This is a genomic window from Amycolatopsis sp. YIM 10, assembly GCF_009429145.1.
Lineage (GTDB): Bacteria > Actinomycetota > Actinomycetes > Mycobacteriales > Pseudonocardiaceae > Amycolatopsis.
In genome coordinates this window covers 6,076,450-6,102,490 of record NZ_CP045480.1, presented here as the reverse complement: position 1 = coordinate 6,102,490, position 26,041 = coordinate 6,076,450, and the positions used below count along the sequence as shown (strand labels likewise).

Genomic DNA, 26,041 nt, shown 5'->3' with positions numbered 1-26,041 from the left:
TAACCATATGAACCGGTTAGAATCAAGCGGTGGAGTGGATCTTCGACGGCGGGCGGCCCTGCCTGGACCTGGTCAACACCCGGCGCGACCGGCACCTCGGCGGGCGTGAACTGCTGACCTCGCCGGCCGCGCTGGGGGAGTGGCTGGTGGCCGCCGGGCACCTGGAGCGCCGCCCTCGCGTGACGGCCGAGCAGTTGGCGCTCGCGCTGGGATTGCGCGAGGCCGTCGACAGGCTCGCCCGCGGCGGCACGCGGCCCGCCGACGTGCGGCTGGTCAACGAGGCAGCGGTCGCCGCACCGGTGCCGCAACTGCGGATCGACGCCGACGGCCCGCGGTGCGCCCACCGCTCCACGGCGGGCCCGGTCGCCGCGGTGCTCGGCGAGCTGGCGGCCGATGCGATCGACGTGGTCGTGGCCGGTGAGCTGGTCCGGATCTGCGCGTCGGACCGGTGCGGGCTGCGTTTTCTCGACGCGTCGCCGCGGCGCAACCGGCAGTGGTGCTCGATGGCTCGCTGTGGTAACCGGGCCAAGGCGCGGGCGCACTACGCGCGTCGTAAGCCCACTTGAACCGGCGGGTAGTACGCAAGTCCTAGCAATCAGGGGGACCGCAATGATCCGCGACTTCGTCACCGACGTGTTCAAGGTATGGGCCGTTCGCGGCGTAGCCGTAAGTGTGTCAACAGGAGGACTGCCGGACCGGTCGCGATCAGCCCGACCAACGCGCCCCAGGTGGCACCGAGACCGAGTAGGGTCGGAAACTCCGGGTACTGCGTTTTCTCGTGGATGTCCTCGGCTTGGAGAAAAGGACCCACGTAGGGAAGAAAGTATTCCGGGTTCTCGAAAAGGTCATCGGCATCGAAGGACAGGAACTCGAAGACGCCCCCTAGCAGCGTTGTCACCATTCGGACCAGCCATTGGACGAGTGCACCGATCACGCCGGCGCAGACCGTCGCCAACCAGGCGGCGCCGAACGAGGCGGTGCGGCCCAGGTCGCGCTCGGTGAGTACGCCCGTCAGCGCCACCATTGCGAAGATGGTGACGAACGACGCGAGAATGGCGGCGAGATCGGTCAGCAACGACCAATGCGGCCAGGTGACGGCAGTGACGAGCCAGGCCGTCGCCGACGAACTGTCCGACGGCCAGAGCCGTTCGGCAGCGCCCCCGTTTCCCATGATCAGCAGGAACGCGAAGGTCACCAGCCCCGTGGTGACCTGGAACCGTCCGGAGCCATCGGCTCGCACAACTCAAATGGTGGCCCAACGGTGACCGGCGGCGGTCTGGTTTCACCCACCGTTGCGGAGTCGTGACAGATGGCCGGACCCGATGGTGTTCAGCACCGCCTGATCGCTCGCCGCCGATGCGGACGGCTTTGGCGCCGAACAGGCGCGATCAGAGGCTCAGAGACCCGAACACCGTGGTGCTCACCAGCGCGGTTGCGGATGTCCCATCGGCCGCGGCGGCTGGTTCAGGTAGCGCTTGGTCGGCGGCACCAGTGCCAGCACCAGTGTCGCGATCGGAGGTGCGCCAAGGATGAGCAGTCCGGCGATGGCTCCGCCGAACTGCACGCCGGTGATCGTTCCACCGGCGTCGGCGACCCCGAGCGCACCGACCACGATGCCCGCTACGTAGGACAGCAACACGAGACCGGATCCGATGGCCACCATGATCCGCCCGGCGGACTTCTTCACGAACAGCATGATGCCGCCGCCGAGCAGCAGACCCACCTCTGCCGCGAGCACCACCACCATGCTGTAGTTCCAGACCGGCAGCGGCGCCTCACCTCGCGCGAGCAGCACGATGGTGTCGATCAACAGGTACAGCGACCAGAGCCCGCCGAGCACGGCCAGCACCCCGGCGGCGATCGCGGTGCCCCCGCTCGGCGGCTTCGGCGGCATGCCGTAGCCGGGCGGCCCGGCCGGATAGGGCTGAGGCGGGTAACCGCCGCCCGGCGGGTGCTGCGGATATGGGGGCTGCGTCACGTCGGCCACTTTATGAGCCGGGCCGGGCCGGGAACAGCCAAGTGGCCGAATGGTGACCGTGCCGGACGAAAGCGGGAGCAAGGCCCGCCGGGCATCCTTTGCCGCCCGCGAGAAAGCCGCTGCTCCACACGAAGACGAACACAGAGCCTCCCCGAAGTCGGTCCCGGCGTTTGACGTAAGCAGGCAGGGGGGCGCGGGGTGGTCCAGCGGCCATTGAGGAGCGTTTCCGCTGGTGGAGGCATGCGGCCAACGATGTCCGGTGGATGACCTTCAGCCGGCCGCCACCGCCCGTCGACAGTTGAGCGGGCAACGACGCAGTTGCCCGCGACATCGACGACATTCGCGGACGACCGGCCGCGAGGCAAATCCGGAAAGGTCACGATTCCCATGGCTCCACCACCGGGATACCCGCCGAAGCACGACGCCCCGCCCGCCACCGCGCCGCGGGACGAGGGGGACAACGACCAGCTGAAAGTGACCATGGCGGAATACTGCGCCTGGTACGAATACCTGCTCAACCCGCACGAGCACCAAGGCCCGGCTCGCTGGCAAATCGAGGACACGCGTACCGGCTCCAGCGAACAGGAGGTCAACAACCGCACCACCGACAAATCCACGGAGTCGCATCCGTTCGAAACCTGGACTCTCACCTCGGTTCTCGACGGCGTCGACCCTCGAGCGATCTACAACGCGCCACTCGTGCTCGCCAGAAGTTCACCGGACGTTATCGAGTCGGTGTACAACGGTTTCACCAACGGCTATCTCGTTTCGGGCGGCGGTGCGACTTCGACCGACCGCGAGGCGGGCCGGACCAGCGACACCGAGTACGAGATGTTGCTTCCGCTGATCACCGACTTCATGGAAATGCGCAAGGGCTGGGTCGAGCCGGGCAACGACAAAGCCCATGACTGGGAGAAGGCGTGGGCCAGGTTCGCGGTCGGCAACGAGAACGTCTTCCTGGCGCTGGCTGAAGGATTGGTCGCATACCGGGCGTCCTACCTTGAATCCCGTCGGGCGCTGGACGAGACCGTCAAAGGATTGGTCGAGAGCTTTCAGAAGAAGCACGAGGCTCCGGACGGTTCGTCCGTTTCCGGCTTCGTCTGGAAGGTGGTGGCCGTCGCGAGCGCGGGAGCGGTTGCGGGGAAGCTCGTCCCCGGCTGGGGGCAGGTGGTGTCGTTGACGTTGGCCGCGGCGGTGGCCGGGGCGACCGAGTACGCCAAACGGTCGGTCCCCGCGGATACGCAGGAGGTTCAGGACCCGGGTCGCTGGGCCGACTTCGTCATGGCCGCCGACCAGGCGGTACGGACACAGATGCAGCAATTCGCGCAGGCCGTCGACGGCATTCGCGAGAGCATGGACACCAGGATCGCCGCCATTCGGGACGGCCACCTGATGGACCCGCCCGAACGCGACGAGTCGATCAAGGACATGCCGCCGACCCGACGGGAGATCGTTCCCGCGCACCTCAACGACGGTGTGACCCGCTGGCTGGACACGAAGGTCGCTGATCTGACCGGGAACTGCACCGTGTACCAGTCGGCCGTCGACGCCATGGCGAGCGCCGACTGGGCCACCCCCTCGGGTGTCTTCCCCGAGGTCGCCGCCGCACGGGAACGGTTCGCCAGTCGCGTCCGCGAATTGGGACAGGAAGCCGTCACCAAGCAGCGCACCGCTGTGGAGCGACTGCGGCAGTACGGCGACGACCTCCGCTGGGTCGCGAACAACGCCGCCGCGAACGAGGAGGCGAACCTCCAGATCGTCAACAATCTTCTGGCCGACGTCCAGGCGATCTGAGCCGGCCAGAAATCGCGAGTGAACAGGAAGGTCGCTCAACGCTCGGCGTTCATCAGCCGAAGCTGATCCTGAACGAGCCCGGATGGCGCATTTCGAACACCGCGCTCAGCCAGGCGCCGCCGCCGGGAGCCGCGGCCCGCAGTTCGGCGAACAGGTCCGCGATGACCGGCGGCGGGGTCCACGGGGTGAGCGTTTCCGCGACCGAGCGCACGATGGCGGCCGCTTCGCCAGGGTCGGCCCGGTACTTGAGCTGCGCGTAGTCCCAGCCAGGGGGCAGCAGGAACTTCAGCTGGTCGGCGATCTCGGTCAGGATCCGTTCCTGCTCGGCGTCGCCGATCTTCGCCGGGCTCATGCCTGATCAATCCCTTCGCTCAAGCGCTTCCGGTACCACGCGGGAATTCTCTCTTCGTCGCGGGGAAACGCCTCGAGGTCGCGCTGGTAGACGACCGGCGGCACGGGCGGATCCCAGAGCGGATCGAAGTCGAAGTTGTAGTGGACGACAAACGAGCCGGGCGGATCGAGGATGAGCCGCATGCTCAGCCATGTGCCCTTGCCCGGTTCGTAGAGGGCGTGGCGCAGCTCGCGGAGAGCTTCGCCGACGTCGGGCGGGCGGGGCTTGGCGCTGCTCCCGTCCGCCATGATCACGGTGATCGCGACCTCCTCGACCATCGTGGTCAGCGTTGCCTTGACGTCGATCCGCCGCCACCCGCCGGGGGCGTCGCGCAGTACCGCCCCGCCGATCTGCTGGACCAGTTGGTCGGCCCGGTCCGTGTCGGGTACCGGCCGGAGGCCGGGGCTGGGGACGTTCATGAAGCTCCTGGAGTCGTAGGTACGAATACCTTACGGTCCGGCGGGTTCTCCCCTGAGCGCCTGGAGATCCTTCGCTGGGGCGGCTTCGTGGCAGATCTGGCCGCGGGGTCGGGGCGGGCGCCTAAACTGGCGATCATGACGAAGCGCCGGTGGACCGCCGACGACCTGCCCGACCTGACCGGCCGCACCGTCGTGGTGACCGGTGCCGCCAGTGGCGTCGGACGCGGCACGGCGACCGCGTTCGCCGCGGCGGGGGCGCGCACGGTGCTCGCGGTGCGTGATGTCGCCGCTGGTGAGCGGGCGGCGGCCGCGATGTCCGGCACCACCGAGGTCCGTGAACTGGATCTGGCGAATCTCGCGTCGGTGCGGGCGTTCGCCGAGGGCTGGCAGGGCGAACTCGACATCCTGGTCAACAACGCCGGGGTGGCGATGACCCCGTTCGGCTGCACGGCGGACGGGTTCGAGCTGCAGTTCGGCACCAACCACCTCGGCCACTTCGCGTTGACGAACCTGCTGCTGCCGCAGCTCACCGGGCGGGTGGTGACCGTGGCCTCCGGGGCGCACAAGGCCGGCGTGCTCGATCTCGACGACCTCGACTTCGCCCGTTCCGGCTACAGCCCGGTGAAGGCGTACGGCCGGTCGAAGCTGGCGAACCTGCTGTTCACCCTGGAGCTGGAGCGGCGCTGCCGCGAGGCCGGGTCGCCGGTGCGCGCGCTGGCCTCGCACCCCGGCTACTCGGCGACCAACCTGGGCACCAAGGGGCGCAACCCGTACCTGGTCAAGGTCGCGCACCTGGCCGGGCGGTACCTGGCACAGACCGAGGCGCAGGGCGCACTGCCGTCGTTGTACGCGGCGACCCAGGACCTTCCGGGCGCGAGCTACGTCGGCCCGGACGGACGCTTCGAGATGCACGGACACCCCGCACTGGTCGGCCGTTCAGCAGCGGCCAGCGACCCGGTACTGGCGCGGCGGCTGTGGGAGGCCTCGGAACGGCTCACCGGAGTGACCTGCCCACTGACCGCGAAGTCCTGATCCCGGAAATCCGCCGGGCCCCGCGGCGCGCTCCGATGAGCGACGACATACACACACGTTAGCGTACATCGTACCCTTATTGGGAGGCTTGCGGTCGCTGGACACCGCCGAGTCCGGCGTGTACATGTATGTACATGATTGGACAGGGTGGTGGAGTCGGCTTCGGGAAGCGGAACCGGCTGGTCGATGAACTCGCCGGGCAGATCACCTCCGGTCGGCTCGCTCACGGTGACCGGCTGCCGGGGGAGAACGAACTCGCCCGCCGGTACTCGGTCAGCCGCGGCACCGTCCGCAGCGCGCTCTCGGATCTGCAGCACCGCGGCTTGATCACCACCCAGACCGGCGTCGGCTCCTTCGTCACCTTCGACGACGTCGAACTCGACCAGGTCGCCGGCTGGGCCAAGGCGTTCGAGCGCGGCGGAGTCGAGATCGAAACCGAACTGCTCGGCATCGAGCGAGTGGCCGACGCCGAGCTGACCCGGAGGTACGGCCTGACGCGGGTGACCGAGGTCCGGCGGCTGCGCCGTGATCCGCACGCCGGGCCCGTTTCTCTCGAGACCGCCTACGTGCCCTTGCCCGACCTGCCCGATCAGGGACTGGTCGAAGGTTCCCTGACCAAAACCCTGCGCGCGGCCGGACTGCGCGCGGCCGGTGGCGAGCAGTGGATCTCCACCGAGAAGCTGGACACCGCGTCGGCCGCGCTGCTGGAGCGCGAACCGGGTGAGTTGTTCCTGCACGCCACCAGGTCCACTGTGGACGCCAGTGGCGGGCTGGTCGAGCACGTGGTGAGCCTGCTGGACCCGGCGCGCTTCCGGTTCCACCTGACGTTCCCCGGACCGGTGGCCCGATGAGCGATCGACACGGCAGGGCGCTCGGTGCGCTCACCGGCCTCGCCCTCGGCGACGCGCTCGGCATGCCGACGCAGTCGATGTCGCGTGAGGAGATCGCCCGCCGGTACGGCCGGGTGACCACCCTGCTGCCCGCTGTCGCCGACCAGCCGATCGCCCCGGGCATGCCCGCCGGATCCGTCACCGACGACACCGAGCAGGCCCTGCTGCTCGCGCGGCTGCTCGTCGACGGCGGCGGCCGGGTGGAGCCGGAGGTCTTCGCCAAGGCACTCGTCGACTGGGAGGCCGACATGATCCGGCGCGGTTCGGCGGACCTGCTCGGGCCGTCCACCAAACGCGCGCTGGAGGCGCTCCAGGCGGGGGTATCCGCCGATGAGGCCGGGCGCTGGGGCACCACCAACGGTGCGGCCATGCGGGTCACGCCGATCGCCATCGCCTCGCGACCGGATCGGGCCGCGCTGCTGGACGCCGTTGCCGACACCAGCCGGGTCACGCACAACACCGGGCTGGGGCTGGCGGGAGCCGCCGCGATCGCCGGCGCGGTGTCCGCCGGGATCGAAGGCGCGGATCTCGGCGAGGCGCTCGACGAGGCAGAACAGGCCGCCGCGGCCGGTGCCCGGCGCGGTCACTGGAGTGCGGGCGGGGACATCGCCACCCGCATCCGCTGGGCGCGCGGCTGGGTGCGCGGGCTGGGCAGAGCCGAACTGGCGGACGTGCTCTGCGAAGTCATCGGCACCTCGGTGGCCGCACAGGAATCCGTCGTCGCCGCGGTCGCGCTGGCCGATGCGCTCGGCGGCGAACCGTTCGAGGCGCTCACCCTCGCCGCCGAGATCGGCGGTGACACCGACACGGTCGCCGCGATGTGCGGGGCGATCCTCGGCGCGGTCCACGGCGCGGCGGTGTTTCCCGCCGAGCTGACCGAACAGGTCCGGCAGGTCAACCGGCTCGAACTCGAACCGCTGGCCACCGCGCTGCTCGCCCTTCGTGAACTTCCCGAGCCTGGAGGCCGGCATGTCCACCACACCCAGCACTGAAACCACCACCGTCGACGCCACCCTGGAGACCCGGGGCATCGAACCGGTGCCCGAAGCCGAGCGCACCGGCCACCCGATGCAGCTGTTCTGGGTCTGGTTCGCCGCCAACATCAGCATTCTCGGGCTGCCACTGGGCGTGACACTGGTCGCGGTGCAGGGGATGACCGTCTGGCAGGCGGCGATCGTCGCGGTGCTCGGCTCGGTCGGCTCCTTCGCCGTGGTGGGTGTGGTCTCGATCGCCGGGCGCCGCGGTGGCGCGCCCGGTCTCACCCTGTCCCGCGCGGTGTTCGGGGTGCGGGGCAACGCCGGGCCGACGGCGGTATCGCTGCTGTCGCGGCTCGGCTGGGAGACGGTCAACACCACCACCGCCGCGTTCGCGCTGCTTTCCTTGTGCGCCATAGTGTTCGGCACCGACGCGGCGGCGAAGTCCTCGCCCGTGCTGACCATCCTGTGCATCACCGTCTTCGTGGTGCTGACCGTCATCGTCTCCGGACTCGGCCACGCGGTGCTGCTGACCGTGCAGAAGTGGTCCACCTGGATCTTCGGCGCGCTCAACATCGTGGTCGGCGTCAGCTTGGTGTCCACTGTGGATTGGCAGGCGGTCGCCGCGGCCGAACCGGCCGCCGCGGGCGTTGTGGTGGCCGGGATCGGCGTGATCGCCGCCGGGACCGGGATCGGCTGGGCGAACGCGTCCGCCGACATGTCGCGCTACCAGGCTCCCGGTGTGCGTGCCGGGCAGCTGGTGCTGTCCGCGGCGGCGGGGGCGGGGATCCCGCTGGTGCTGCTGATCTCGCTGGGCGGCCTGCTGGCCGCGGGGGATCCGTCCCTGGGTGACGCCGGCGACCCGGTGGCCGCCATCCGCGCCATCCTGCCCGGCTGGATGGCTGTGCCGTATCTGATCGCCGCGTTCGGCGGCCTGCTGCTGTCGAATCACCTCTCGGTGTATTCGGCCGGGCTCACCCTGCTCACCCTCGGTGTCCGCACCAAGCGGGTCTACGCCGTCGTGGTGGACGTGGCGGTCACCTTCGCCGGGGCGATCTACTTCATGCTCATCGCGGACGGCTTCTACGGCCCGTTCATCGCGTTCATCAGCCTGCTCGCCGTGCCGATCACCGCGTGGGTCGGCGTGTTCCTGGTCGACATGGCGCGGCGGCGGCACTACGACGGCCGCGCGCTGATGGACCTGCGGTCCAGCAGCCGGTATTGGTACTCGGGAGGATTCGAACCGCGAGCGCTGACCGCCTGGCTGGTGGCGATCGCCGGTGGCTACCTGTTCACCACGGCGGGAGCGGGCGACGACGTCTGGTTCCGCGGGCCGTTCGCCGGCACCTGGGCGGGGGAGAACGGGCTCGGCTGGGTGATCACCTTCGTGGCCGCGGGCGGGATCTACGCGCTGCTCGGTGGAGCGAAGAAGACCGAGGTGACGCGGTGAACGGGCGGTTGGTCCACACCGGACAGGTGGTGCTGGACCTGGTCATGAGGGTGCCGTGGCTGCCGGTGTCCGGCAGCGACGTTATGGCGTCCACAATGGATTTCCTGCCCGGCGGCGGTTTCAACGTGATGGCGGCGGCCGCCAGGGCGGGTGCGGACGTTCTTTACGCCGGAATGCACGGCACCGGGAACTTCGCCGACCTCGCCCGATCGGCGATGGCCGCCGAGGGCATCGTCCTCGCGCATGGGCCATCGGGCGAAGGCGACACCGGGATCTCCGTCGCGCTGGTGGAGGACAACGGTGAACGCACCTTCATCACCGGCACCGGTGCCGAAGGGCGGCTGCCGCGAGGCATGCTCGACGGGATCGTCCCCACCGGTCACGACGTCGTCTACCTCACCGGATACAGCCTGCTGCACGAGTCGAACGCGGAAGCGCTGATGGACTGGTTGCCACGGGTGGCGGGCGCGACCGTCCTGTGCGACCCGGGTCCGCTCGCCGGGGACATCCCCGAGCCGGTGCTCTCGGCTGTTCTGTCACATGTGGACATTCTCAGCTGCAACGCCAGGGAGGCGGAGATCCTCGGTGCGGCGAGCGGCGGCGTGGAGACGGTCATCGTCCGCGACGGGCCTGCCGGGTGCCGTGTGGTCACTGGCGAGGATGTTGTCACCGTGCCGGGATTCGCGGTGGACGCCGTGGACACCAACGGCGCGGGGGACGCGCACTGCGGGGTGCTCGCCGCCGAACTGATCGCCGGGACCACGCTGCTCGAAGCCGCGCGCCGGGCGAACGCCGCCGCCGCGATCGCCGTCACCAGGCGGGGACCCGCGACCTCCCCGGCCAGGGCCGAACTCGACGCATTCCTCCGCACCACCCGGTAGGAGGGTCCGCGCTCAGCGCAGCTTGTCGACCGAGGCGATGCGCTCCCAGTGGGCGCCGAGTGTGTTGAGCAGCGACGCCACGTCGACGTCGCCGGCGGTGCCGTGCCCGTCGAGGAGTGCCTTGTCCAGCCTTCGGGCGCGGCGGTTCACCTGGGTCAGGACGGACTTGCCCTCGTCGGTGAGCGACAGCAGTTTGCGCCGGGCGTCATGGGGCGACTCCACGCGCCGGATGAGGCCGCGTCGCTCGAGCCTGCGGCACACGTCGGCCATCGTCGAGGTGTCGAGTGCGACGGCTCCGGCCAGTGAGCTCTGGTCGCTGCCGGGGTAGGCGCGGACCGCGGACAGGACGGCGAACTGCGGACCGGTCAGCACCGAGTCCACGTGACGGTTCCAGGCGGCGAGATAGGCCTGGTAGAGACGGCGGGCGCCGTAGCCGGGAGCGGCCAGCAGATCGGACGGCGGCGCGGGAGCGGCGGCCGGCGTGTCGTCCCTGCGTCGGCCCGTGCGCGCCGGCTCACCCATCGCTGCTTCTCCCTCGTCGGCTCGGCCCGTCTTCCGGGTCCGCTGTGATCCTACGTGTCCGGACGATCGCGCACGGCCAGGGCGGCCGTTCGCCGGGGCACGCCTTTACCCGCTGGAAACGTTCCGAAGTATTGCGTATCCGGATAATACGTGTTCGGATGAATGTGGAGGTGGTCACCGATGGACCAGAACCTGTTCAACGACATCTGCCTGCGTCAGCTGACGTTCTCGGGTGTGCACGAGGGCGAGACGGTGGCGGTGCTGACCCGCGGCGGCGAGCGGGCGGAGTACGCCGACGCTTTCCTGTGGGCGGCCCAGCAACTCGGCGCGGCGGCGTTCCACCTGCGCCTGCCCTCGCCCGCCAGTGCCGCGGGGGCGTGGGCGGTGGGCGATTCGGGGCTCGGGAACGTCCCGCTCGCGGTCGAGGCGCTCAAGAGCGTGGACATGGTGGTCGACTGCACGTTCCTGTTGTTCAGCAAGGAGCAGTTCGCCATCCAGGACGCGGGCACCCGGATCCTGACCGCGGTCGAGCCACCCGAGCTGCTGGCCAGGCTCATGCCGACGAAGGAACTGCGTGAACGGGTGGAGATCGGCGCCGAGCTGCTCGCCAAGGCGGGCACGATGCGGATCACCAGCCCGGCGGGCACCGACGTCACCTACCGGCTCGGCGTGTACCCGACGCTGTCCGAGTACGGCTACACCGACACCCCCGGCCGCTGGGACCACTGGCCGGCGGCGTTCGTGTTCACCGGTGGCGCCGACGACGGCGTCGACGGGAAGATCGTGCTCTCACCGGGGGATGTGCTGCTCCCGTTCAACTCCTACGTGCAGACCCCGGTGGAGATCACCATCGAGGCGGGTTTCATCCGGGACATCCGCGGCGGTGCCGGATCGTCCGGGTTGGACGCGGACCTGCTGCGGTCCTACATCGAGAGCTTCGACGACCCCCGCGGTTACGGGATGAGCCACGTGGGCTGGGGGCTCGACGAGCGGGCGCACTGGCACGGCCTGACCCAGTTCCCCGGCGGGATGGGTATGGAACTGCGCAGTTTCTACGGCAACGTGATGTTCTCCATCGGCCCGAACAACGAGCTGGGCGGTCCCAACGACACGCCGTGCCACTTCGACATCCCGATGCGCGGCAACTCCCTCTACCTGGACGACGAACTGATCGTCGACAACGGTGAGCTGACCGTGCCCGAGATGCGCCCGGCGGGCCGCCGATGAGCGCGGCGGGCAGCGTCCGGGACCACCACATCGGGATGATCGTCCCCAGCTCGAACCTCACGATGGAGACCGAGCTGCCGCGGATGCTGCGGGCCAGGGAGGAGGCGGAGCCGGGGGACCGGTTCGTGTTCCACTCGGCGCGGGCGCGGATGCGGCACGTCGAACCCGAGCAGCTGCGGGCGATGAACGCGCAGGCCGGCCGGGCGGCCGCGGAGCTGGCCGACGCCCGTCCGGATGTGGTCGCCACCGCGTGCCTGGTGGCGATCATGGCTCAGGGGCCCGGTTATCACTGCACCGCCGAGGACGACATCACCAGCGTGCTGCGCGCCGAGGGCAGTGAAGCACCGGTGGTGTCCAGTGCCGGCGCGTTGCTGTCCGGGATCCGCGCGCTCGGCGCTCGCAAGGTCGCGATCATCACGCCGTACCTGAAGCCGCTGACCCAAGCGGTGGCGGACTACCTCGAGGACGCGGGGATCGAGGTGGCCGACGCGCTTTCGCTGGAGGTGCCGGACAACCTCGCGGTGGCCAGGCTGGACCCGGCCGCGCTGCGGGAGCACCACCGGCGGCTCGATCTGTCCGATGTGGACGCACTGGTGCTCTCGGCCTGCGTCCAGATGCCGTCGTTGCCGGCGATCCAGCCGGTGGAGGACGAGATCGGGATCCCGGTGCTGACCGCGGCGACCGCCACCACGTTCCGGATCCTGTCCGAACTCGGTGTCGAGCCCCGCGTGCCGCGGGCGGGCGGGCTGCTCAGCGGTGCCGTCGCACCGGCGGGCAGGCAGGCCTGAGCCCGGCACCTCGGGCGGAAAACGGATGGATCGACGAGGACAGGAGGCCGACGTGGCTGCGAGTCAGTCATTCGAAGTCGTTGTTGTCGGTGGCGGCCTTGGCGGGCTCTGCGCGGCGTTGTCGTTCCGGCAGCGAGGCCTGCGGGTCACCGTGGTCGAGGCGGCCCCGGAACTGGGCGAGATCGGCGCCGGTATCCAGACCGCGCCGAACGCCAGCCGGATCCTCATCGGACTGGGTCTGCGTGCCCGGCTCGAGCGGGTGCGGACCGAGCCGCAGGACCAGGTTCGCCGTCGCTGGGCCGACGGCAGCATCATCGCCCAGCTGCCGCTCGGGCGCCGGGTGATCGACCAGTACGGCGCGCCCTACTGGCACTACCACCGGGCCGACCTGCACGGGGTGCTGCTGGACGCCTGCCTGGATCCGGACGTCGCCGGTCCGGTGGTGCGGATGGCGACCGGCGCGCGGGTGGTCGAACTCGACCGCTCCCGGCCGGAGCGGCCTGCCGTGGTCACCGCGGACGGGCGCCGGTTCGAGGGTGACGTGGTGATCGGCGCGGACGGGATCCGCTCGGCGGTGCGGGACCTCGCCGGATTCGACGACACGCTGGCGTTCTCCGGCGAGATGGCCTACCGGGCCCTGATCTCCGGGGACCTGATCGCGCAGGACCCCGCCACGCGCTTCCTGGCCGACCGGTACCACTCCACGATCTGGTACGGCCCGGACAAGCACCTGGTGCACTACATGATCCGCGGCGGCGAGTACCTCAACGTGGTCGCGATCGTGCCGTGCAGCGAGGTGATCGCCCGTGAGTGGAGCGGGCCCGCCACCGCCGCCGAACTCGCCGCCGAGTACCAGGACTGGGATGATCGCGTCCCGACCCTGCTGGCCAAGGCCAAGGATGAGGATGTCTCGGTGTGGGCGATGTACCGTCGGCGCCGTGATCCGGTCTGGGTCGACGGCCGGATCGCCCTGCTCGGCGACGCCTGCCACGCGATGCTGCCCTACCAGGCCCAAGGCGCCTCCCAGGCGATGGAAGACGCCGCTGTGCTCGCCGAGGAGCTGGGGCGCGTCACCCGCGACGGGATCGACGCCGCTCTGGTCCGGTACGTGGACCGGCGCGCCAAGCACGCGGGCATGGTCCAGGACGCGTCGCTGCAGAACATGAGCTTCTACCACCTGCCGGACGGCCCGGAGCAGCGCGAGCGCGACGAGAAGCTGCGCCGGTTCGACGGCGAGTCCGATGTCTCCTACGACTGGCTGTGGAACGGCAGCCCGCTCAGCGACCCCGACACCGAGTCCATCCATTACCAGTTCGCTCGCTGAGACGCGGACTGACCGGCGCGACGGAGCGATTCATGCGCACTGGAGATCAGATAGTCCAGGACCTGCCCTGGCGTTGGAGCGTGCAAGGAAAGATCTTCCTCATCGGCGGACTGGGATACATGTTCGACGCCTGGGACGTCGCGTTGAACGGATTCCTCACCCCACTGGTCGGGGCGGAGTTCACGTTGTCCGCGGGGCAGAAGGGCCTGGTGGCGACGGCGAACCTGATCGGCATGGCGGTGGGTGCGGTCGTCTGGGGCACGGTGGCGGACCGCATCGGCCGGAAGAAGGCGTTCAGCGTCACGCTGCTGCTGTTCGCGTTGTTCTCCGTGCTCGGGGCGCTTTCGCCGAACGTGGAGATCTTCCTGCTGCTGCGTTTCCTCGCGGGGATCGGGCTCGGCGGATGCATCCCCGTCGACTACGCCATCGTCAGCGAGTTCTCCCCGCGTCGCCATCGCGGGCGGGTGCTGTCCGCAATGGACGGATGGTGGCCCGTCGGGACCACGCTGGCCGCGGTGACCGCGACGCTGCTGGTCCCGGTTTCCGGGAACTGGCGGTGGATGCTGGTCCTGATGATCCTGCCAGCGCTGCTGCTGTTCTGGGTGCGGCGCGGCGTCCCGGAGTCGCCGCTGTACCTGGTTCGCAAGGGCCGTGAAGCGGAGGCCCGTGCCGTCATCGACGATCTCGTGCGCCGCACGGGAACGAAGCCCGAGCCGTATTCGATTCCGCCCGCGGTGGTGGAGGACACCCGTGGTGGCGCGGTCGCGGCGGCATTCGACCAGCTGCGCCGCGTGTGGGCGTTCCACCCCCGGATCACGGCGGTCGCGTGGTCGCTGTTCATCAGCGTCATGCTGGTCTACTACGCCGCGCTCAGCTGGATGCCGTCCATCCTGCGGGCACAGGGATTCGGGCAGATCGCCGCCTTCGCCTCGACCGCGGTGATGAACGCGCTCGGCATCGTCGGTGTCGCACTGGCGGTGCTGCTGGTCGACAAGGTCGGCCGCAAGCGGATCATCATGATCTCCGGGCCGCTCGCGGCACTGTCACTCGTGGTGTTCTCACTGCTGCTGGACTCGCCCGTGGGAGCCGTCGTGGCGATCGGCGCGTTCGGCATGTTCGCGCTGGTGGTCATCCCGGTGATGTACGCCTACGTCTCCGAGCTCTACCCGACCGAGCTGCGTGCCTCCGGCTTCGGCTGGGCGTCGTCGTCGAGCCGGGCCGTCACGGGCTTCGCGCCACTGCTGTTCGGCAGCGTTCTGTGGCCGGTGCTCGGGCTGCCCCTCACCTTCACCGTACTCGGTGTGCTCGTGGTCGCCGCGGTCGTGTTCATGATGCTTGGCGCGCCGGAGACCCGTGGCCGTGAGCTCGACCGGATCGTCGTCCCGGCCGGGCCCGCGGCCGAGACGAGTCCGGCCGAGAGGTCGACCGCGTGAAGCCCGCCGCGTTCCGCTACCACCGGGCCCACGACGTCCCCGACGCCATCGGCCTGCTCGGGGAACTCACCGCGGCGGGTGAAGACCCGAAACTGATCGCCGGGGGCCAGAGCCTGATGCCGATGATGAACTTCCGGCTCGCCCGGCCGACGGCTCTGGTGGACCTGGGACCGCTGCGCCGGGATCCGGCCCTGAACTCCGTGCGGCGGACGGATTCGGGGAGCACGATCGGCGCGCTGGTCACCCACCGGAGGGTGGAGCTCGCCGCGTCCGAGCTGGGACCGGACTTCGCCGTGCTCTCCCGCGCCATGCGGTGGGTGGGGCACCTGCCGATCCGCTCCCGCGGCACGGTGGCGGGCAGCATCGTGCACGGTGACGCCACCGCGGAATGGTGTCTGCTGGCCCTGCTGCTCGACGCCGTGATCGTCGCCGAAGGTCCCGGAGGACGCCGGGAGATCCCGGCGGGGGAGATGTTCCTCGGTTTCTACACCACGGCCGTCGAACCGGACGAAGTGGTGACGGCGGTGCGGTTCACCCGTCCGGCGCCCCGGGCCGCGCTGACCGAATTCGCCCGCCGCCACGGCGACTTCGCCATCGTCGACGCCGCGGTCAGCCTGGACGCCGACGGCGACCGTGGTCCGCTGACCGGCGGGCGGGTGGTGCTCGGCGGGGTGGCGCCGGCACCGGTCCGGGTGCCCGAGGCCGAGGCCCTGCTCACCGGAGGTGTCCCGGGGTCCGAGCTGTTCGACGCGTGCGGGGAGGCCGCGGCGGCGGCCGTCGACCCTCCCGATGACGCCGCCGCCAGTGGCGCCTACCGGCGGCGGCTGACCCGGACCCTCGTCACCCGGGCACTGGACGAGGCGTGGCGGAAAGGAGAGACGCGATGACCCCACGGTTCGACGGGCGGAAGGGACGCTGGGTCGGGGCGTCGGTGCCCCGGCGCGAAGACCCTCGCCTGCTCCGCGGCCGGGGACGTTTTGTCGACGACATCCAGCTGCCCGGGATGCTGCACGCGGCCTTCGTCCGGTCGACGGTCGCGCACGGCGCGATCACCGGGATCGACCTGACGGCCACCTTGGCGGTCGACGGCGTCGTCGCCGCCTACACCGCCGCCGACCTCGAACTCGGTGACATCGTCGCCCTGCTCGACCGTCCACTCGAGGAGTTCGTGCCGACCGCGATGCCGATCCTCGCCAAGGAGAAGGTGCGGTTCGCCGGCGAGCCGGTCGCACTGGTCGTCGCCCGTGACCCGTACAGCGCCGAGGACGGCGTCGAGGCCGCCGTGGTCTCCTGCGAGCCACTCGGGGCGATCGTGTCGGAGGAGACGGCATTCGCCCACGGGGCACCGCTCGTGCACGAGGAGGCGCCGGGCAACGTGCTGGTCGACGTCTCGATGTTCGACACGTCCGGCGTCGACGCGGCGTTCGAAGCGGCCCGCGCCGGTGGCGGTTGCGTGGTCGAGGTCGTCACCAGGAGCGGAAGGCAGAACGCGCTCCCGCTCGAGACACGCGGAGTGGTCGCGTCCTGGGATGATCACGACGACCAGTTGCTCGTGCGGATGTGCACCCAGGTGCCGCACCAGGTGCGCACCGCGATGGCGCGCTCCCTGCGCGTTCCGGAGCGCACCGTGCGGGTCACCGTTCCGGACATGGGTGGCGGGTTCGGCCAGAAGTGCGTGGTCGGCCGCGAGGAGATCGCGGTGGCGGCGGTGGCGCGGCTGCTGCACCGCCCGGTGAAGTGGATCGAAGATCGCCGGGAAGCGCTCACCGCCGGGTTCCTGGCCAGGGAGCAGCGCTACCGCACCAGGGCGGCGTTCGATTCCGGCGGGCGGATCACCGCGCTGGAGGCGGACGTCGTCTGCGACATGGGCGCCTACTCCTGTTATCCGTTCACGGCGGGGATCGAGCCGCTGATGGCGTCGGCCGAGATGCCGAGTGTGTACCAGGTGCCCGAGTACCGGGTCCGCGGTCGCGCCATCACCACCAACAAGGCGCCGACCGCACCGTATCGCGGGGTGAGCCGTCCCCAGTACGTGCTGGCCATCGAACGGGTCATGGAGCGCGCGGCCAGGGAACTCGGCCTCGATCCGGTCGAGATCCGGCGCCGCAACGTGATCACCCGGTTCCCGTACACCGGCGTCAACGCCATCACCTACGACCCCGGCACCTACCGCGAGTCGCTCGATCTGGCCGAGGCCACGCTGCGCGACGAGGGGTGGTACGAGATCCGCGACGGCGCCGCTGCCAGGGGCAGGCACATCGGCATCGGCTACTGCTGTTTCTCGGAGCGGACCGGTTACGGGTCGGGTGCCTTCGCCCAGCGGAAGATGACCGTGGTCCCCGGCTTCGACATCTCCGAGATCCGGATGGACACCACCGGCTCGGTCGTGGTCACCAGCGGCACGATGAACCACGGCCAATCGCACGAGACGACGCTGGCCCAGATCGTGGCCGACCGGCTGGGGCTGCACCTCGACCAGGTCAAGCTGCGCCAGGGCGACACCGAGCGCATCGCGTACGGATGGGGGACCTTCGCTTCCCGGTCGGTGACGATCGGCGGGTCGGCGGTGTCCCGCGCCGCCGACCGGCTCGGCGAGCAGCTGTGCGCGATCGCCGCGCATCTGCTCGGAACCGGCCAGGACAACGTCCGTCTCGACGGTGACGGTGGCGTGGTCCAGGTCGATGACCCGGCCCGCCGCGCGTCCTTCGAGGAGATCGCCGACGTGGCCTATCTGCGCAGCCATCTGCTGCCCAAGGGCGTCGAACCGGCGCTTTCGGCCACGGCGAGCTTCGACGTGCCCGGTGACGGCACCTTCTCCAACGCCACGCACGCCGTGGTCGTCGAGGCCGACCCCGGCACCGGGCAGATCAGGATCCTGCGCTACGCGTGCGTGGAGGACTGCGGGGTGGTGATCCATCCGCAGGTCGTCGACGGGCAGTGCCGCGGCGGCATCGCACAGGGCATCGCCGGCGCGTTGTTCGAGGAGATCACCTACGCCGGCAACGGCGACCCCTCCGCCGCCAGCTTCATCGACTACCTCGTGCCGACCGCCACGGAGATCCCCGACATCACCGTCGCTCACCTCGAAACCCCCTGCGCGTTCACCGAGAACGGCGCGAAAGGCGCCGGGGAAGGCGGCACCATCGGCGCGCCGGCCGCCGTGCTGAACGCGATCAACGACGCGCTGCGCCACACCGGAGTCGAACTCGACACGACGCCGGTACACCCGCAGACCGTGCTCACCGCACTCGACGCGGCTTCGGTACCCCGTCGTGAGGAAGCGAGCACCCCGTCATGACCGACCGGCACCTGATCGTCCTGAACGTCAACGGCAGCGAACACGAAGCCCTCGTCGAACCGCGCAGGACCCTGCTCGACGTCCTGCGTCACGACCTCGGGCTCACCGGCACCCACACCGGGTGTGAGCACGGGGTGTGCGGCGCCTGCACGGTCCTCGTCGACGGCGAACCGGTGCGTGCCTGCCTGATGTTCGCCGTGCAGGCGGAGGCGGCCGAGATCCGCACGGTCGAGTCGCTGGGGCGCGACGGCGAACTTTCCGATCTGCAGCAGGCTTTCAGCGACCACCACGGCTTGCAGTGCGGCTTCTGCACGCCCGGATTCCTGATGCTGGCCGAGGGATTTCTCGCCCAGCGGCCGGACGCCGGCCGCGAGGAGATCCGCGAGGCGATCTCGGCGAACCTGTGCCGCTGCACCGGCTATCAGACCATTGTGGACGCGGTTTCGGCGACGGCGGCGAGCCGGTGCCGCGCGAGGGAAGCAGGCACCTGTCCCGTCCCGGAAAAGGAAGCGACACCGTGATATTGGAAAACGAGCTACCCGTCCAGGCCGACCCCGGCGCGGTCTTCGCCTTGCTCAACGACGTCGAGCGGGTGGCCACGTGTCTCCCCGGCGCGACCCTCGACGGCCAGCAGGACGACGCCTACCTCGGCCGCGTGAAGGTGAAGGTCGGCCCGATCACCGCCGCCTACTCCGGCACCGTGCGCTTCACCGAAGTCGCCACCGACGAACGCAGGCTGCGGCTGCTGGCCAGGGGATCGGACACACACGGCAACGGTGACGCCGAGGCCGACGTGACGCTGACCGTGCGCGAAGCTCCGGGCGGCGCCACCATCGAACTCCGCACCGACCTGTCGATCCGCGGCAAGCTCGCCCAGTTCGGCAAGGGCGCGATCGGCGCGGTCTCCACCCGGTTGCTCGACCAGTTCGCCCGCAACCTCGCCGACCGGCTGCAGGCACCGTCCGGCACGACAGGGGAGCCGGTACCGGACGGCAGCACAGTTCAGGCGTCGGCTTCGTCAGGTGACGGCGAGGCTCTCGACGGGCTGGCCATGCTGGTTCCCGCGGGGGTCAAGCGCTACGCCCCGATCGCGGCCGCCGCGGCACTCGGGCTGTTCCAAGGCTGGCTGCTGGGCCGGATCCGCACCCAGGACAAACTGATCAAGGAGCTGTGGCGTGCCCGTCGATGAGCAGCGCACCCCCGGTCTGCACGGCGCCGGAGCCGACAGCGTCTACCACCGGGCGGGCTTCGGCGCCACCGTGCCCCGCGGATCCCGCCCTGCCCTGGTGGTCGTCGACCTGACCCGCGGGTTCACCGAATCCGGGTTTCCTTCCGGCGCGGACCTCACCGCCGAGGTGACCGCCACGGCCACCCTCGTCGCCGAGGCCCGGCGGCGCGGAGTTCCGGTGATCTACACGGCGATCAGCTATACGCCCGCCGAGGCGGACGGGGACGCCGTCGCCTGGCTGCGGAAAGCGCCGGGTATGCGAGCCCTGCGCGAAGGAAGCGAAGCAGTCGTTCTCGATCCCCGGCTCGAACACCGTGACGGCGACCATCTCATCGTGAAGAAGGGCGCGTCGGCGTTCCACGGAACGGCGTTGGCCGCTCTGCTCACCGGCCTGGGCACGGACACCGTTCTCGTCTGCGGCGCAACGACTTCGGGGTGCGTGCGGGCTACCGCCGTCGACGCTGTCCAGTCCGGGTTCAACACCCTCGTCGTGCGTGAGGCCTGTGGTGACCGCGCGCGGGGGCCGCACGATGCCGCGTTGTTCGACCTGCAGGCCAAGTACGCCGACGTCGTTGCCGTCGAGGACGCCCTGACCTACCTGGGTGGCCTCGTCGAAGCGCCGTCGAGCCGGTACTGAAAAGGAGAAGAATCCCCATGGCCACGACAATCCCGGCCGAATCCCCGGCGCTGCGCACGCTCGGGCAGCCCGCGCTGGCCGATCTCGGTACCGTTCCCGCGACCAGCTGCTGGGTGCGCTCAGGCCCGGTCCGGCTGCATTTGCTGGACTACGGGCCCGTCGACGGGATCCCGCTGCTCGTGCTGCCCGGGATCACCAGCCCCGCCGTGACGATGGACTTCGTGGCGCGGGAACTCACCGACCTCGTGCGCCCGCTCGTGCTCGACGTCCGCGGACGCGGACTGTCCGACAACGCGCCGGCGACCGATCCGTTGTGCGGCTACGACTTGGCGAGCTATGCCACCGACGTCGAAGCCGCCGTGGCCGGGCTCGGCCTGCACCGCCCGATCCTGCTCGGCCACTCCATGGGCGCGCGGATCGCCGCCCGGGTCGCGGCGTCGGGCCGCTGTGAGCCGCGCGGCACGGTTCTCGTCGATCCTCCGCTGAGCGGCCCCGGACGGGGGGCCTACCCGACCACCCTCGAAGCCTTCCTCGGGCAGCTGGACCAGGCACGCGGGGGCACCGACGCCGACGAGGTGGCGCGCTCCTGGCCACGATGGCCACGCCGTGAACAGGAACTGCGCGCTCGCTGGCTTTCGTCGTGCTCCCGCACCGCGATCGCCGCCACCCACGCCGGTTTCGAATCCGAGGATTTCTTCACCGACTGGCCTCAGGTGCCCGCCCCGGCGTTTCTCGTTCACGGCGGCGACAGTCCAGTCGTCACCGCCGCCGGTGCGGCCGAAGCCGCCGAAGCGAATCCGTCAGCCGAACTCGTCGAGGTTCCGGAAGCCGGGCACATGGTCTTCTGGGACCAACCCGGTACAGCCATGGCCGCACTGCGTGACGTACTGCGGAAACTGGCAGTGGGGAGTTGACCTCATTGCCGGGGCTGGTCCGCGGAGTCGTTGTGCCGTAGGTGTTTCACCGCGCGTCACCAGTCGTGCATCGAGCCGTCCCGCAGTCGGTTGACCGGCAGGTACTTCGGCGAGTACGGGTACCGCGCGGCCGCCTCCTCGTCGATCTCCACGCCGAGCCCTGGTGCGTCACCGGGGCGCATGTACCCGTCCTGGAAGGTGTAGCTGGTCCGGAACACCTCGCCGGCCGGGTCCAGGTGCCCCATGTATTCCTGGATGCCGAAGTTGGGCACGGTCAGGTCGAGGTGCAGGGCGGCGGCGAACGACACGGGGGACAGGTCGCCGGCGCCGTGCGATCCGGTTCGCACGCCGTACAACGCGGCCAGGTCGAAGATCTTGCGGAGGTGGGTGATCCCGCCGGTGTGCGAGACCGAGGTGCGGATGTAGTCGATCAGCCGCTCGGTGATCAGCGTCTGGCAGTCCCAGATCGAGTTGAACACCTCGCCCGTCGCGATCGGCGTGGTGGTGTGCTGCCGGATCGTCCGGAAAGCCTCCTGGTCCTCGGCCGGGGTCGGGTCCTCGATCCAGAACATCCGGTAGGGCTCAAGGGATTTGCCGAGCTGCGCCGCCTCCAGCGGGGACAGCCGGTGGTGCACGTCGTGCAGCAGGTGGAAGCCGTAGCCGTGGCGTTCGCGCACGGCCGCCATCATCTGCGGCGCGAAGTCGAGGTAGGCGGGCGTGTGCCAGACGTTGTCGGCGGGCGCGGCGCCGTCGGCGGGCTCGTAGGTGTGCCCGGTCCCCGGGTGGTGCAGGCCGTAGGTGCTGTCCAGCCCCGGCACCGCGGCCTGGACGCGGATGGCGCGGTAGCCGAGTTCGAGGTAGTGGGCGACGTCGTCGGTCAGCTCGTCCAGCGTCTGCCCGCTCGCGTGCCCGTAGACCAGCACACCGTCACGGGCGGCCCCGCCGAGCAGTTCGTGCACCGGACGGCCGGTCTCCTTGCCGAGGATGTCCCACAGCGCGCAGTCGACGGCGGCGATCGCGGTCATCGTGACCGGGCCGCGGCGCCAGTACGCCCCGCGGTAGAGGTACTGCCAGACGTCGTTGATCCGGCGGGCGTCCCGGCCGATCAGCAGCGGGCACACGTGCTCGCGCAGGTAGGCGACGACGGCGAGTTCACGGCCGTTGAGCGTGGCGTCGCCCAGTCCGTGGCTCCCGCTGTCCGTGGTGATCTTGAGCGTCACGTAGTTCCGGCCGGGCGAGGCGACGATCACGTCCGCGGCGACGATCTTCATGGGGTGGCTCCCGGGGTTGCGGATCAGGTGGTCAGCGCGATCAGGCCGACGGCGAAGATCGCCACGGCGGAGAACAGCAGGTACGCGGTGAAGAGCCTGCCGTCGGTGATCCGGCGATCGGTCCGCCGGAAGGAGAGGTACACCGCGGCGACGGCGACCGCTAGCAGGTACAGCGCGTTGAGGATGCCGCCGAGGACCACCAGCGCGAGCGGTGAATTCACCAGCACGCCGAGGATTCCCCAGCACACCGGCATGACGATCATCAGTCCGCGCATCCAGCGTCCGCGCGCCACCGGATCGGACCAGTCGAAGAATCCGAACAGGGCCACCGAATTGGCGATCTGGCGGCACAGGCTCGGCACGTTCGCGAGGATCGTCTTGAACAGGGTGATCGCGGCGAAGATCAGGAATATCGTGCCCGCCCAGGAACCCAGCGTGTCGGAGAAGATGCGGGAGATGGTGGTCAGCACCCCGGTGCCCTCCGGTACCAGGCCCTGTGGGTTGAGCACCGCGGCGCCGAGGATGTAGAAGGCAGCGGTCGACAGCGTGTAGATGATCCACGACAGCCAGGCGTCCTTCTTCATCACCGCGATCCAGCCGCGTGCTCGTTCCGCCCAGTCGTCCGAGCCGTCGTCGGGGCCGGTCCAGGCGGCGTAACCCTTCTCGACGCACCAGTAGCTGTAGGAGGTGATCTCGCCGGCGCCCACGCCGGTGAGCCCGAACATCGCCAGCGCGACGCCCATCGCTCCGGCCGAGAGCTGGAACTGCATGCCAGAGGCGAGATCCGCCGCGCTCCAGGCGAAGGGGGTCGCCCGCAGGCCCAGCACCAGTACTCCCACGGCGGCGGTGACGAGCAGGACCAGGCCAGTGGAGAACCGCTCGACGATCGCGTAGCGGTTGGTGAAGTGGACCGTGATCGCGACCAGGACCATGACCAGGCCCCAGAAACCGATCGACACCGTCGACGCGGGATCGCCGTCGATCGGCATCAGGATCGACAGTGCCAGGCCCGCGGCGCCGAGCACGCCCGCTTGGCTGGTGAGGAACTGCAGGAACATCAGGATGGCGAGATAGGTGACCCAGCCGCGTCCTCGGACCCGGGGCGGCACCTGGTCGTAGCCGTCGATCGCGGGCCGTCCGGTGGAGATCGACCAGCGTGCCACTTCGATCTGGACCGCGACCTTCACGAAGGTCGAGACAAAAACCAGCCACAGCAGGACAAAGCCCACCTCGGCGCCGAGCGTGGTGGCGGTGATCAGCTCACCGGAACCGACCACGGCGGCGCTGGTGATCATGCCGGGACCGAGGAAGCGCAGGCTCGGCACCCAGCCACGCGGTGGCGAGCGGATCTTCGCCGGGTCGAGCACGTAGGGATCGTTCAGGGCAGCGTCCTGGCCGCCCCCTGCTTCGGATGACGAGGCCACGTTGACTCCTCCGAATGGGGTTCGCGCGGGGAACTAGTGGTCACCGGCGAAGCGGGCGCGCACCCGCCGCTCGGCGTCGGCGAGATGGGCGTGCGCGGTGGCGAGCGCGAGTTCGACGTCACCGGTTTCCACCGCCACCACAAGGCTTTCGTGCTCCCGGCGGGTGCGCTCGGGGATCTCCGGTTGCATCACCAGAGTCCACATGCGATCCCACGCCGAGCCGTACGCGATCGACTCCATCACCGAGGTGAGGATCGAGTTGCCACCGGCGCGGGCGATCGCCCGGTGCAGTGCCTTGTCGTGTTCGAGGTAGGCGACGGGGTCATCGGTGCGCTCGCCGGCCTCGTAGATCGCGCGGATCTCCTCGATCTGCCGTGGCCGGGCGATCCGGGCCGCGAGCACCGTCGCGCCGGGCTCGACCACGCGGCGGAACTCCATCAGCTCCAACGCCGAACCCGCGTCGATGTGCAGGCTGTCCGCCGCCGAATTGCCGATCACGTCCGCCGCGGTCAGGCCGGTCACGTAGGTGCCGGAACCGTGCCTGCTTTCCAGCACCCCGATGAGTTCGAGCGCGCGGATCGCCTCGCGGAGCGCCCCGCGGGACACCCCCAGCTGGTCGGCGAGTTCGACCTCGGGCGGGAGCCGGGCCAACGGTGCGATCTCACCGCCGGCGATGGCGTCACGAATCGCGGACATCGCGAGCCTGGCTCCTCGGAGGCTGCCAGCGGTCTCCGTCGACATGGACACTCCTTCGCCAAGTTGTTGAACCTCTTTGTTCGGCGCTCAGCGTGGCACGGCAGGCGCGTGCCCGTCCAGTGGGAGTTTGCTCGGCTTTCGACGGAGTCGCCGTGGTGAGTTGTTCAACCACTTGCTGTACTTGGGACGTCAACGGCGCCGGATGCAGCATTTCGACGCGGTTGGCCCGCTCCTGCTGCTCGGGTGGGCCGAGGCAGGGCCTGGCTTTGCTTCGCGCCCTGAGTGACGTGCCAGAAGCGTCGTTGTCGGCGGCCTGTCTCGGCGGAGACGGGCGATCTCGAGGCAAAGCGCCGGTCGACATCGCGCCGAACCGGGCCACGCACTAATCTCGGCACTGATCGAACTACTGGGGCTGGGGCGATGGCAGAGACAACCGAGACGTTCACCAAGGGCCACATGGCGACCTTGATGACCACCGCATTGATCAGCATCGGGTTCGGCATGGGCTGGTGGTTCTACGGGGTCACCTCGGCACCGGATGCCGCGACGCCCCTGCGGATCGCCGGTGTGGTGTTGTGTGTCGCGTTGCTGGCGTGGACGTTCTCGCTCGGGCGGCGCGGCCGCGAGCTTCCCGCCGGTGAAGGCCGCGGATCATCGCCGTTCGGCAGGACTTACTGGATCGCGGTCGTGGTCATGGTGGTCGCCATCTTCGCCGGGACGCGGGTGCTCACCGCCGTGCTCGACCTGCCCCAGGCCGGTGGCACGTGGGTGCTGTTCTGCGTCGGCGCCCACTTTGTCCCGTTCGCCAAGCTTTTCGGGTCCACCAGGTTCCTGGTGATGGTGTGGCTGCTCTGCGGCATCGCGGTCCTGGCCGCTGTTCTCGGGCTCGCCGGTCTCGCGTGGGCATGGGCCGCGGTGACCGGCTTCGGCGCCGCCACGGTGATGTGGGGCATGATCACCGCCGCCCTGCTCGACGGCACAAAACAGATCACCCGGCAGGCCCAGGCTTCACTCAGCTGAGCGCTGCCTGCCGGAGCGGTCCACCGATAGCTGTGACCTGGACACCACGCCACCACGGAATCCCGTCGGCTTGTCGGCCCAGCCGGGAAGCCATCGACCGGTCCGGTCCCCAGGTGAACTCTGCTCACGCGGTCCAGCGCCAACTCGGCCCACACGACTTTGCTCCACGCCCTGCGCTGCGGCGGCTACTCCGGCATCGAGCGCGTCGCGGCCGCCACCGCCCTGGACGAGTCCGCGGCGGAATCCGACGTCGCCGACAACATCGCGTCGTACCACACCGTGTGGGCCGAGCTGCACGAAGATCTGCTTGTCACGCTGGGATTGCCATCACCACCGAGGCGTGCCGAGCTTTTCTGCGGGAAGGTCGCCTCCCCGACGGGTTCGATGTCGAAACTCGCGGCCGCGGTGGGCGACCTGGAAGCCGTCACGGGACGGCGGTTCGGCGGCGCC

At 69.9% G+C, this 26,041-nt stretch carries 26 protein-coding genes; 18 read left to right on the top strand and 8 right to left on the bottom strand.

Annotated elements, in window-relative coordinates:
- The first annotated feature begins 29 nt into the window (after window positions 1–29).
- Complete coding sequence (locus YIM_RS29000) at window positions 30–566, top strand: ABATE domain-containing protein (RefSeq protein ID WP_153033348.1); 537 nt, start codon at window positions 30–32, stop codon at window positions 564–566.
- A gap of 71 nt (window positions 567–637) precedes the next feature.
- Here YIM_RS29000 and YIM_RS28995 read toward each other — a convergent pair whose 3' ends face one another.
- Both YIM_RS28995 and YIM_RS28990 read right to left on the bottom strand, forming a co-directional pair.
- Window positions 638–1,195 (bottom strand): hypothetical protein, encoded by a 558-nt coding sequence (locus tag YIM_RS28995; RefSeq protein WP_153033347.1) that lies wholly within the window; start codon window positions 1,193–1,195, stop codon window positions 638–640.
- 225 nt (window positions 1,196–1,420) lie between these two features.
- On the bottom strand, window positions 1,421–1,978 hold the full coding sequence (locus tag YIM_RS28990) for a hypothetical protein (RefSeq protein ID WP_153033346.1): 558 nt from the start codon (window positions 1,976–1,978) through the stop codon (window positions 1,421–1,423).
- A gap of 318 nt (window positions 1,979–2,296) precedes the next feature.
- Here YIM_RS28990 and YIM_RS28985 point away from each other — a divergent pair, with 318 nt between their 5' ends.
- Window positions 2,297–3,772: a hypothetical protein gene (locus YIM_RS28985; protein WP_153033345.1), complete on the top strand. Its 1,476-nt coding sequence runs from the start codon at window positions 2,297–2,299 to the stop codon at window positions 3,770–3,772.
- Between the two features lie 52 nt (window positions 3,773–3,824).
- Here the strand turns inward: YIM_RS28985 and YIM_RS28980 are convergent, their stop codons facing one another.
- Entirely contained in the window at window positions 3,825–4,124 is a 300-nt protein-coding gene (locus YIM_RS28980; protein WP_153033344.1) for a hypothetical protein, read from the bottom strand.
- Window positions 4,121–4,582, bottom strand: coding sequence for a hypothetical protein (locus tag YIM_RS28975; protein WP_153033343.1), 462 nt, complete (start codon window positions 4,580–4,582; stop codon window positions 4,121–4,123). The genes YIM_RS28980 and YIM_RS28975 overlap by 4 nt, the downstream gene beginning before the upstream one ends.
- A gap of 135 nt (window positions 4,583–4,717) precedes the next feature.
- Here YIM_RS28975 and YIM_RS28970 point away from each other — a divergent pair, with 135 nt between their 5' ends.
- From YIM_RS28970 to YIM_RS28950, 5 genes are all read left to right on the top strand, one after another.
- Entirely contained in the window at window positions 4,718–5,614 is an 897-nt protein-coding gene (locus YIM_RS28970; RefSeq protein WP_153033342.1) for an oxidoreductase, read from the top strand.
- Window positions 5,615–5,748: 134 nt separating this feature from the next.
- Window positions 5,749–6,465, top strand: coding sequence for a GntR family transcriptional regulator (locus tag YIM_RS28965; protein ID WP_153033341.1), 717 nt, complete (start codon window positions 5,749–5,751; stop codon window positions 6,463–6,465).
- A complete protein-coding gene (locus YIM_RS28960; protein ID WP_153033340.1) occupies window positions 6,462–7,496 on the top strand; it encodes an ADP-ribosylglycohydrolase family protein in 1,035 nt (344 codons plus the stop codon). Before YIM_RS28965 ends, YIM_RS28960 begins: the two co-directional genes overlap by 4 nt.
- Window positions 7,474–8,928 (top strand): cytosine permease, encoded by a 1,455-nt coding sequence (locus tag YIM_RS28955; protein WP_153033339.1) that lies wholly within the window; start codon window positions 7,474–7,476, stop codon window positions 8,926–8,928. The genes YIM_RS28960 and YIM_RS28955 overlap by 23 nt, the downstream gene beginning before the upstream one ends.
- Window positions 8,925–9,809, top strand: a complete 885-nt coding sequence (locus YIM_RS28950; protein WP_153033338.1) for a PfkB family carbohydrate kinase — start codon at window positions 8,925–8,927, stop codon at window positions 9,807–9,809. The genes YIM_RS28955 and YIM_RS28950 overlap by 4 nt, the downstream gene beginning before the upstream one ends.
- A gap of 12 nt (window positions 9,810–9,821) precedes the next feature.
- Here YIM_RS28950 and YIM_RS28945 read toward each other — a convergent pair whose 3' ends face one another.
- The gene (locus YIM_RS28945) at window positions 9,822–10,331 is read right to left on the bottom strand and encodes a MarR family winged helix-turn-helix transcriptional regulator (RefSeq protein WP_153033337.1); all 510 of its coding nucleotides are present in this window, start codon (window positions 10,329–10,331) and stop codon (window positions 9,822–9,824) included.
- Between the two features lie 180 nt (window positions 10,332–10,511).
- Between YIM_RS28945 and YIM_RS28940 the strand changes: the two genes are divergently transcribed.
- Genes YIM_RS28940 through YIM_RS28895 form a run of 10 tightly spaced genes read left to right on the top strand, consistent with a single transcriptional unit; the run spans window position 10,512 to window position 21,180 of the window.
- Complete coding sequence (locus YIM_RS28940; protein ID WP_153033336.1) at window positions 10,512–11,558, top strand: leucyl aminopeptidase; 1,047 nt, start codon at window positions 10,512–10,514, stop codon at window positions 11,556–11,558.
- Entirely contained in the window at window positions 11,555–12,346 is a 792-nt protein-coding gene (locus YIM_RS28935) for an aspartate/glutamate racemase family protein (RefSeq protein WP_153033335.1), read from the top strand. Before YIM_RS28940 ends, YIM_RS28935 begins: the two co-directional genes overlap by 4 nt.
- A 52-nt stretch (window positions 12,347–12,398) precedes the next feature.
- The gene (locus YIM_RS28930) at window positions 12,399–13,670 is read left to right on the top strand and encodes an FAD-dependent monooxygenase (protein WP_153033334.1); all 1,272 of its coding nucleotides are present in this window, start codon (window positions 12,399–12,401) and stop codon (window positions 13,668–13,670) included.
- 32 nt (window positions 13,671–13,702) lie between these two features.
- Complete coding sequence (locus YIM_RS28925) at window positions 13,703–15,103, top strand: MFS transporter (RefSeq protein WP_153033333.1); 1,401 nt, start codon at window positions 13,703–13,705, stop codon at window positions 15,101–15,103.
- Window positions 15,100–15,990 (top strand): xanthine dehydrogenase family protein subunit M, encoded by an 891-nt coding sequence (locus YIM_RS28920; RefSeq protein ID WP_153033332.1) that lies wholly within the window; start codon window positions 15,100–15,102, stop codon window positions 15,988–15,990. The genes YIM_RS28925 and YIM_RS28920 overlap by 4 nt, the downstream gene beginning before the upstream one ends.
- Window positions 15,987–18,401, top strand: coding sequence for a xanthine dehydrogenase family protein molybdopterin-binding subunit (locus tag YIM_RS28915; protein ID WP_153033331.1), 2,415 nt, complete (start codon window positions 15,987–15,989; stop codon window positions 18,399–18,401). The genes YIM_RS28920 and YIM_RS28915 overlap by 4 nt, the downstream gene beginning before the upstream one ends.
- A complete protein-coding gene (locus YIM_RS28910; RefSeq protein WP_153033330.1) occupies window positions 18,398–18,922 on the top strand; it encodes a (2Fe-2S)-binding protein in 525 nt (174 codons plus the stop codon). The genes YIM_RS28915 and YIM_RS28910 overlap by 4 nt, the downstream gene beginning before the upstream one ends.
- Entirely contained in the window at window positions 18,919–19,590 is a 672-nt protein-coding gene (locus YIM_RS28905; RefSeq protein WP_153033329.1) for an SRPBCC family protein, read from the top strand. Before YIM_RS28910 ends, YIM_RS28905 begins: the two co-directional genes overlap by 4 nt.
- The gene (locus YIM_RS28900; RefSeq protein WP_153033328.1) at window positions 19,577–20,266 is read left to right on the top strand and encodes an isochorismatase family protein; all 690 of its coding nucleotides are present in this window, start codon (window positions 19,577–19,579) and stop codon (window positions 20,264–20,266) included. Before YIM_RS28905 ends, YIM_RS28900 begins: the two co-directional genes overlap by 14 nt.
- A 17-nt stretch (window positions 20,267–20,283) precedes the next feature.
- Window positions 20,284–21,180 carry an alpha/beta fold hydrolase gene (locus tag YIM_RS28895; RefSeq protein WP_153033327.1) on the top strand — a complete coding sequence of 299 codons (897 nt, stop codon included), beginning with the start codon at window positions 20,284–20,286 and terminating at the stop codon, window positions 21,178–21,180.
- A gap of 56 nt (window positions 21,181–21,236) precedes the next feature.
- Here the strand turns inward: YIM_RS28895 and manD are convergent, their stop codons facing one another.
- The 3 genes from manD to YIM_RS28880 are packed head-to-tail and all read right to left on the bottom strand — an operon-like array spanning window position 21,237 to window position 24,571.
- Complete coding sequence (manD, locus tag YIM_RS28890) at window positions 21,237–22,451, bottom strand: D-mannonate dehydratase ManD (RefSeq protein ID WP_153033326.1); 1,215 nt, start codon at window positions 22,449–22,451, stop codon at window positions 21,237–21,239.
- A gap of 23 nt (window positions 22,452–22,474) precedes the next feature.
- The gene (locus YIM_RS28885) at window positions 22,475–23,875 is read right to left on the bottom strand and encodes an Nramp family divalent metal transporter (RefSeq protein ID WP_228004076.1); all 1,401 of its coding nucleotides are present in this window, start codon (window positions 23,873–23,875) and stop codon (window positions 22,475–22,477) included.
- A 33-nt stretch (window positions 23,876–23,908) separates the two neighbouring features.
- Window positions 23,909–24,571 (bottom strand): FadR/GntR family transcriptional regulator, encoded by a 663-nt coding sequence (locus YIM_RS28880; RefSeq protein WP_194239782.1) that lies wholly within the window; start codon window positions 24,569–24,571, stop codon window positions 23,909–23,911.
- 420 nt (window positions 24,572–24,991) lie between these two features.
- On the opposite strand from YIM_RS28880, the gene YIM_RS28875 reads away from it, so the two are divergent.
- Window positions 24,992–25,591 carry a hypothetical protein gene (locus tag YIM_RS28875; RefSeq protein WP_153033324.1) on the top strand — a complete coding sequence of 200 codons (600 nt, stop codon included), beginning with the start codon at window positions 24,992–24,994 and terminating at the stop codon, window positions 25,589–25,591.
- The last annotated feature ends 450 nt before the right edge of the window (window positions 25,592–26,041 follow it).

Bases quoted from the DNA above. Each gene is read 5' to 3' on its own strand.
- YIM_RS28980 (WP_153033344.1), bottom strand. From the start codon at position 4,124: ATGAGCCCGGCGAAGATCGGCGACGCCGAGCAGGAACGGATCCTGACC.
- YIM_RS28975 (WP_153033343.1), bottom strand. From the start codon at position 4,582: ATGAACGTCCCCAGCCCCGGCCTCCGGCCGGTACCCGACACGGACCGG.
- YIM_RS28970 (WP_153033342.1), top strand. From the start codon at position 4,718: ATGACGAAGCGCCGGTGGACCGCCGACGACCTGCCCGACCTGACCGGC.
- YIM_RS28965 (WP_153033341.1), top strand. From the start codon at position 5,749: ATGATTGGACAGGGTGGTGGAGTCGGCTTCGGGAAGCGGAACCGGCTG.
- YIM_RS28960 (WP_153033340.1), top strand. From the start codon at position 6,462: ATGAGCGATCGACACGGCAGGGCGCTCGGTGCGCTCACCGGCCTCGCC.
- YIM_RS28955 (WP_153033339.1), top strand. From the start codon at position 7,474: ATGTCCACCACACCCAGCACTGAAACCACCACCGTCGACGCCACCCTG.
- YIM_RS28945 (WP_153033337.1), bottom strand. From the start codon at position 10,331: ATGGGTGAGCCGGCGCGCACGGGCCGACGCAGGGACGACACGCCGGCC.
- YIM_RS28940 (WP_153033336.1), top strand. From the start codon at position 10,512: ATGGACCAGAACCTGTTCAACGACATCTGCCTGCGTCAGCTGACGTTC.
- YIM_RS28935 (WP_153033335.1), top strand. From the start codon at position 11,555: ATGAGCGCGGCGGGCAGCGTCCGGGACCACCACATCGGGATGATCGTC.
- YIM_RS28925 (WP_153033333.1), top strand. From the start codon at position 13,703: ATGCGCACTGGAGATCAGATAGTCCAGGACCTGCCCTGGCGTTGGAGC.
- YIM_RS28915 (WP_153033331.1), top strand. From the start codon at position 15,987: ATGACCCCACGGTTCGACGGGCGGAAGGGACGCTGGGTCGGGGCGTCG.
- YIM_RS28910 (WP_153033330.1), top strand. From the start codon at position 18,398: ATGACCGACCGGCACCTGATCGTCCTGAACGTCAACGGCAGCGAACAC.
- YIM_RS28895 (WP_153033327.1), top strand. From the start codon at position 20,284: ATGGCCACGACAATCCCGGCCGAATCCCCGGCGCTGCGCACGCTCGGG.
- manD (WP_153033326.1), bottom strand. From the start codon at position 22,451: ATGAAGATCGTCGCCGCGGACGTGATCGTCGCCTCGCCCGGCCGGAAC.
- YIM_RS28880 (WP_194239782.1), bottom strand. From the start codon at position 24,571: ATGTCCGCGATTCGTGACGCCATCGCCGGCGGTGAGATCGCACCGTTG.
- YIM_RS28875 (WP_153033324.1), top strand. From the start codon at position 24,992: ATGGCAGAGACAACCGAGACGTTCACCAAGGGCCACATGGCGACCTTG.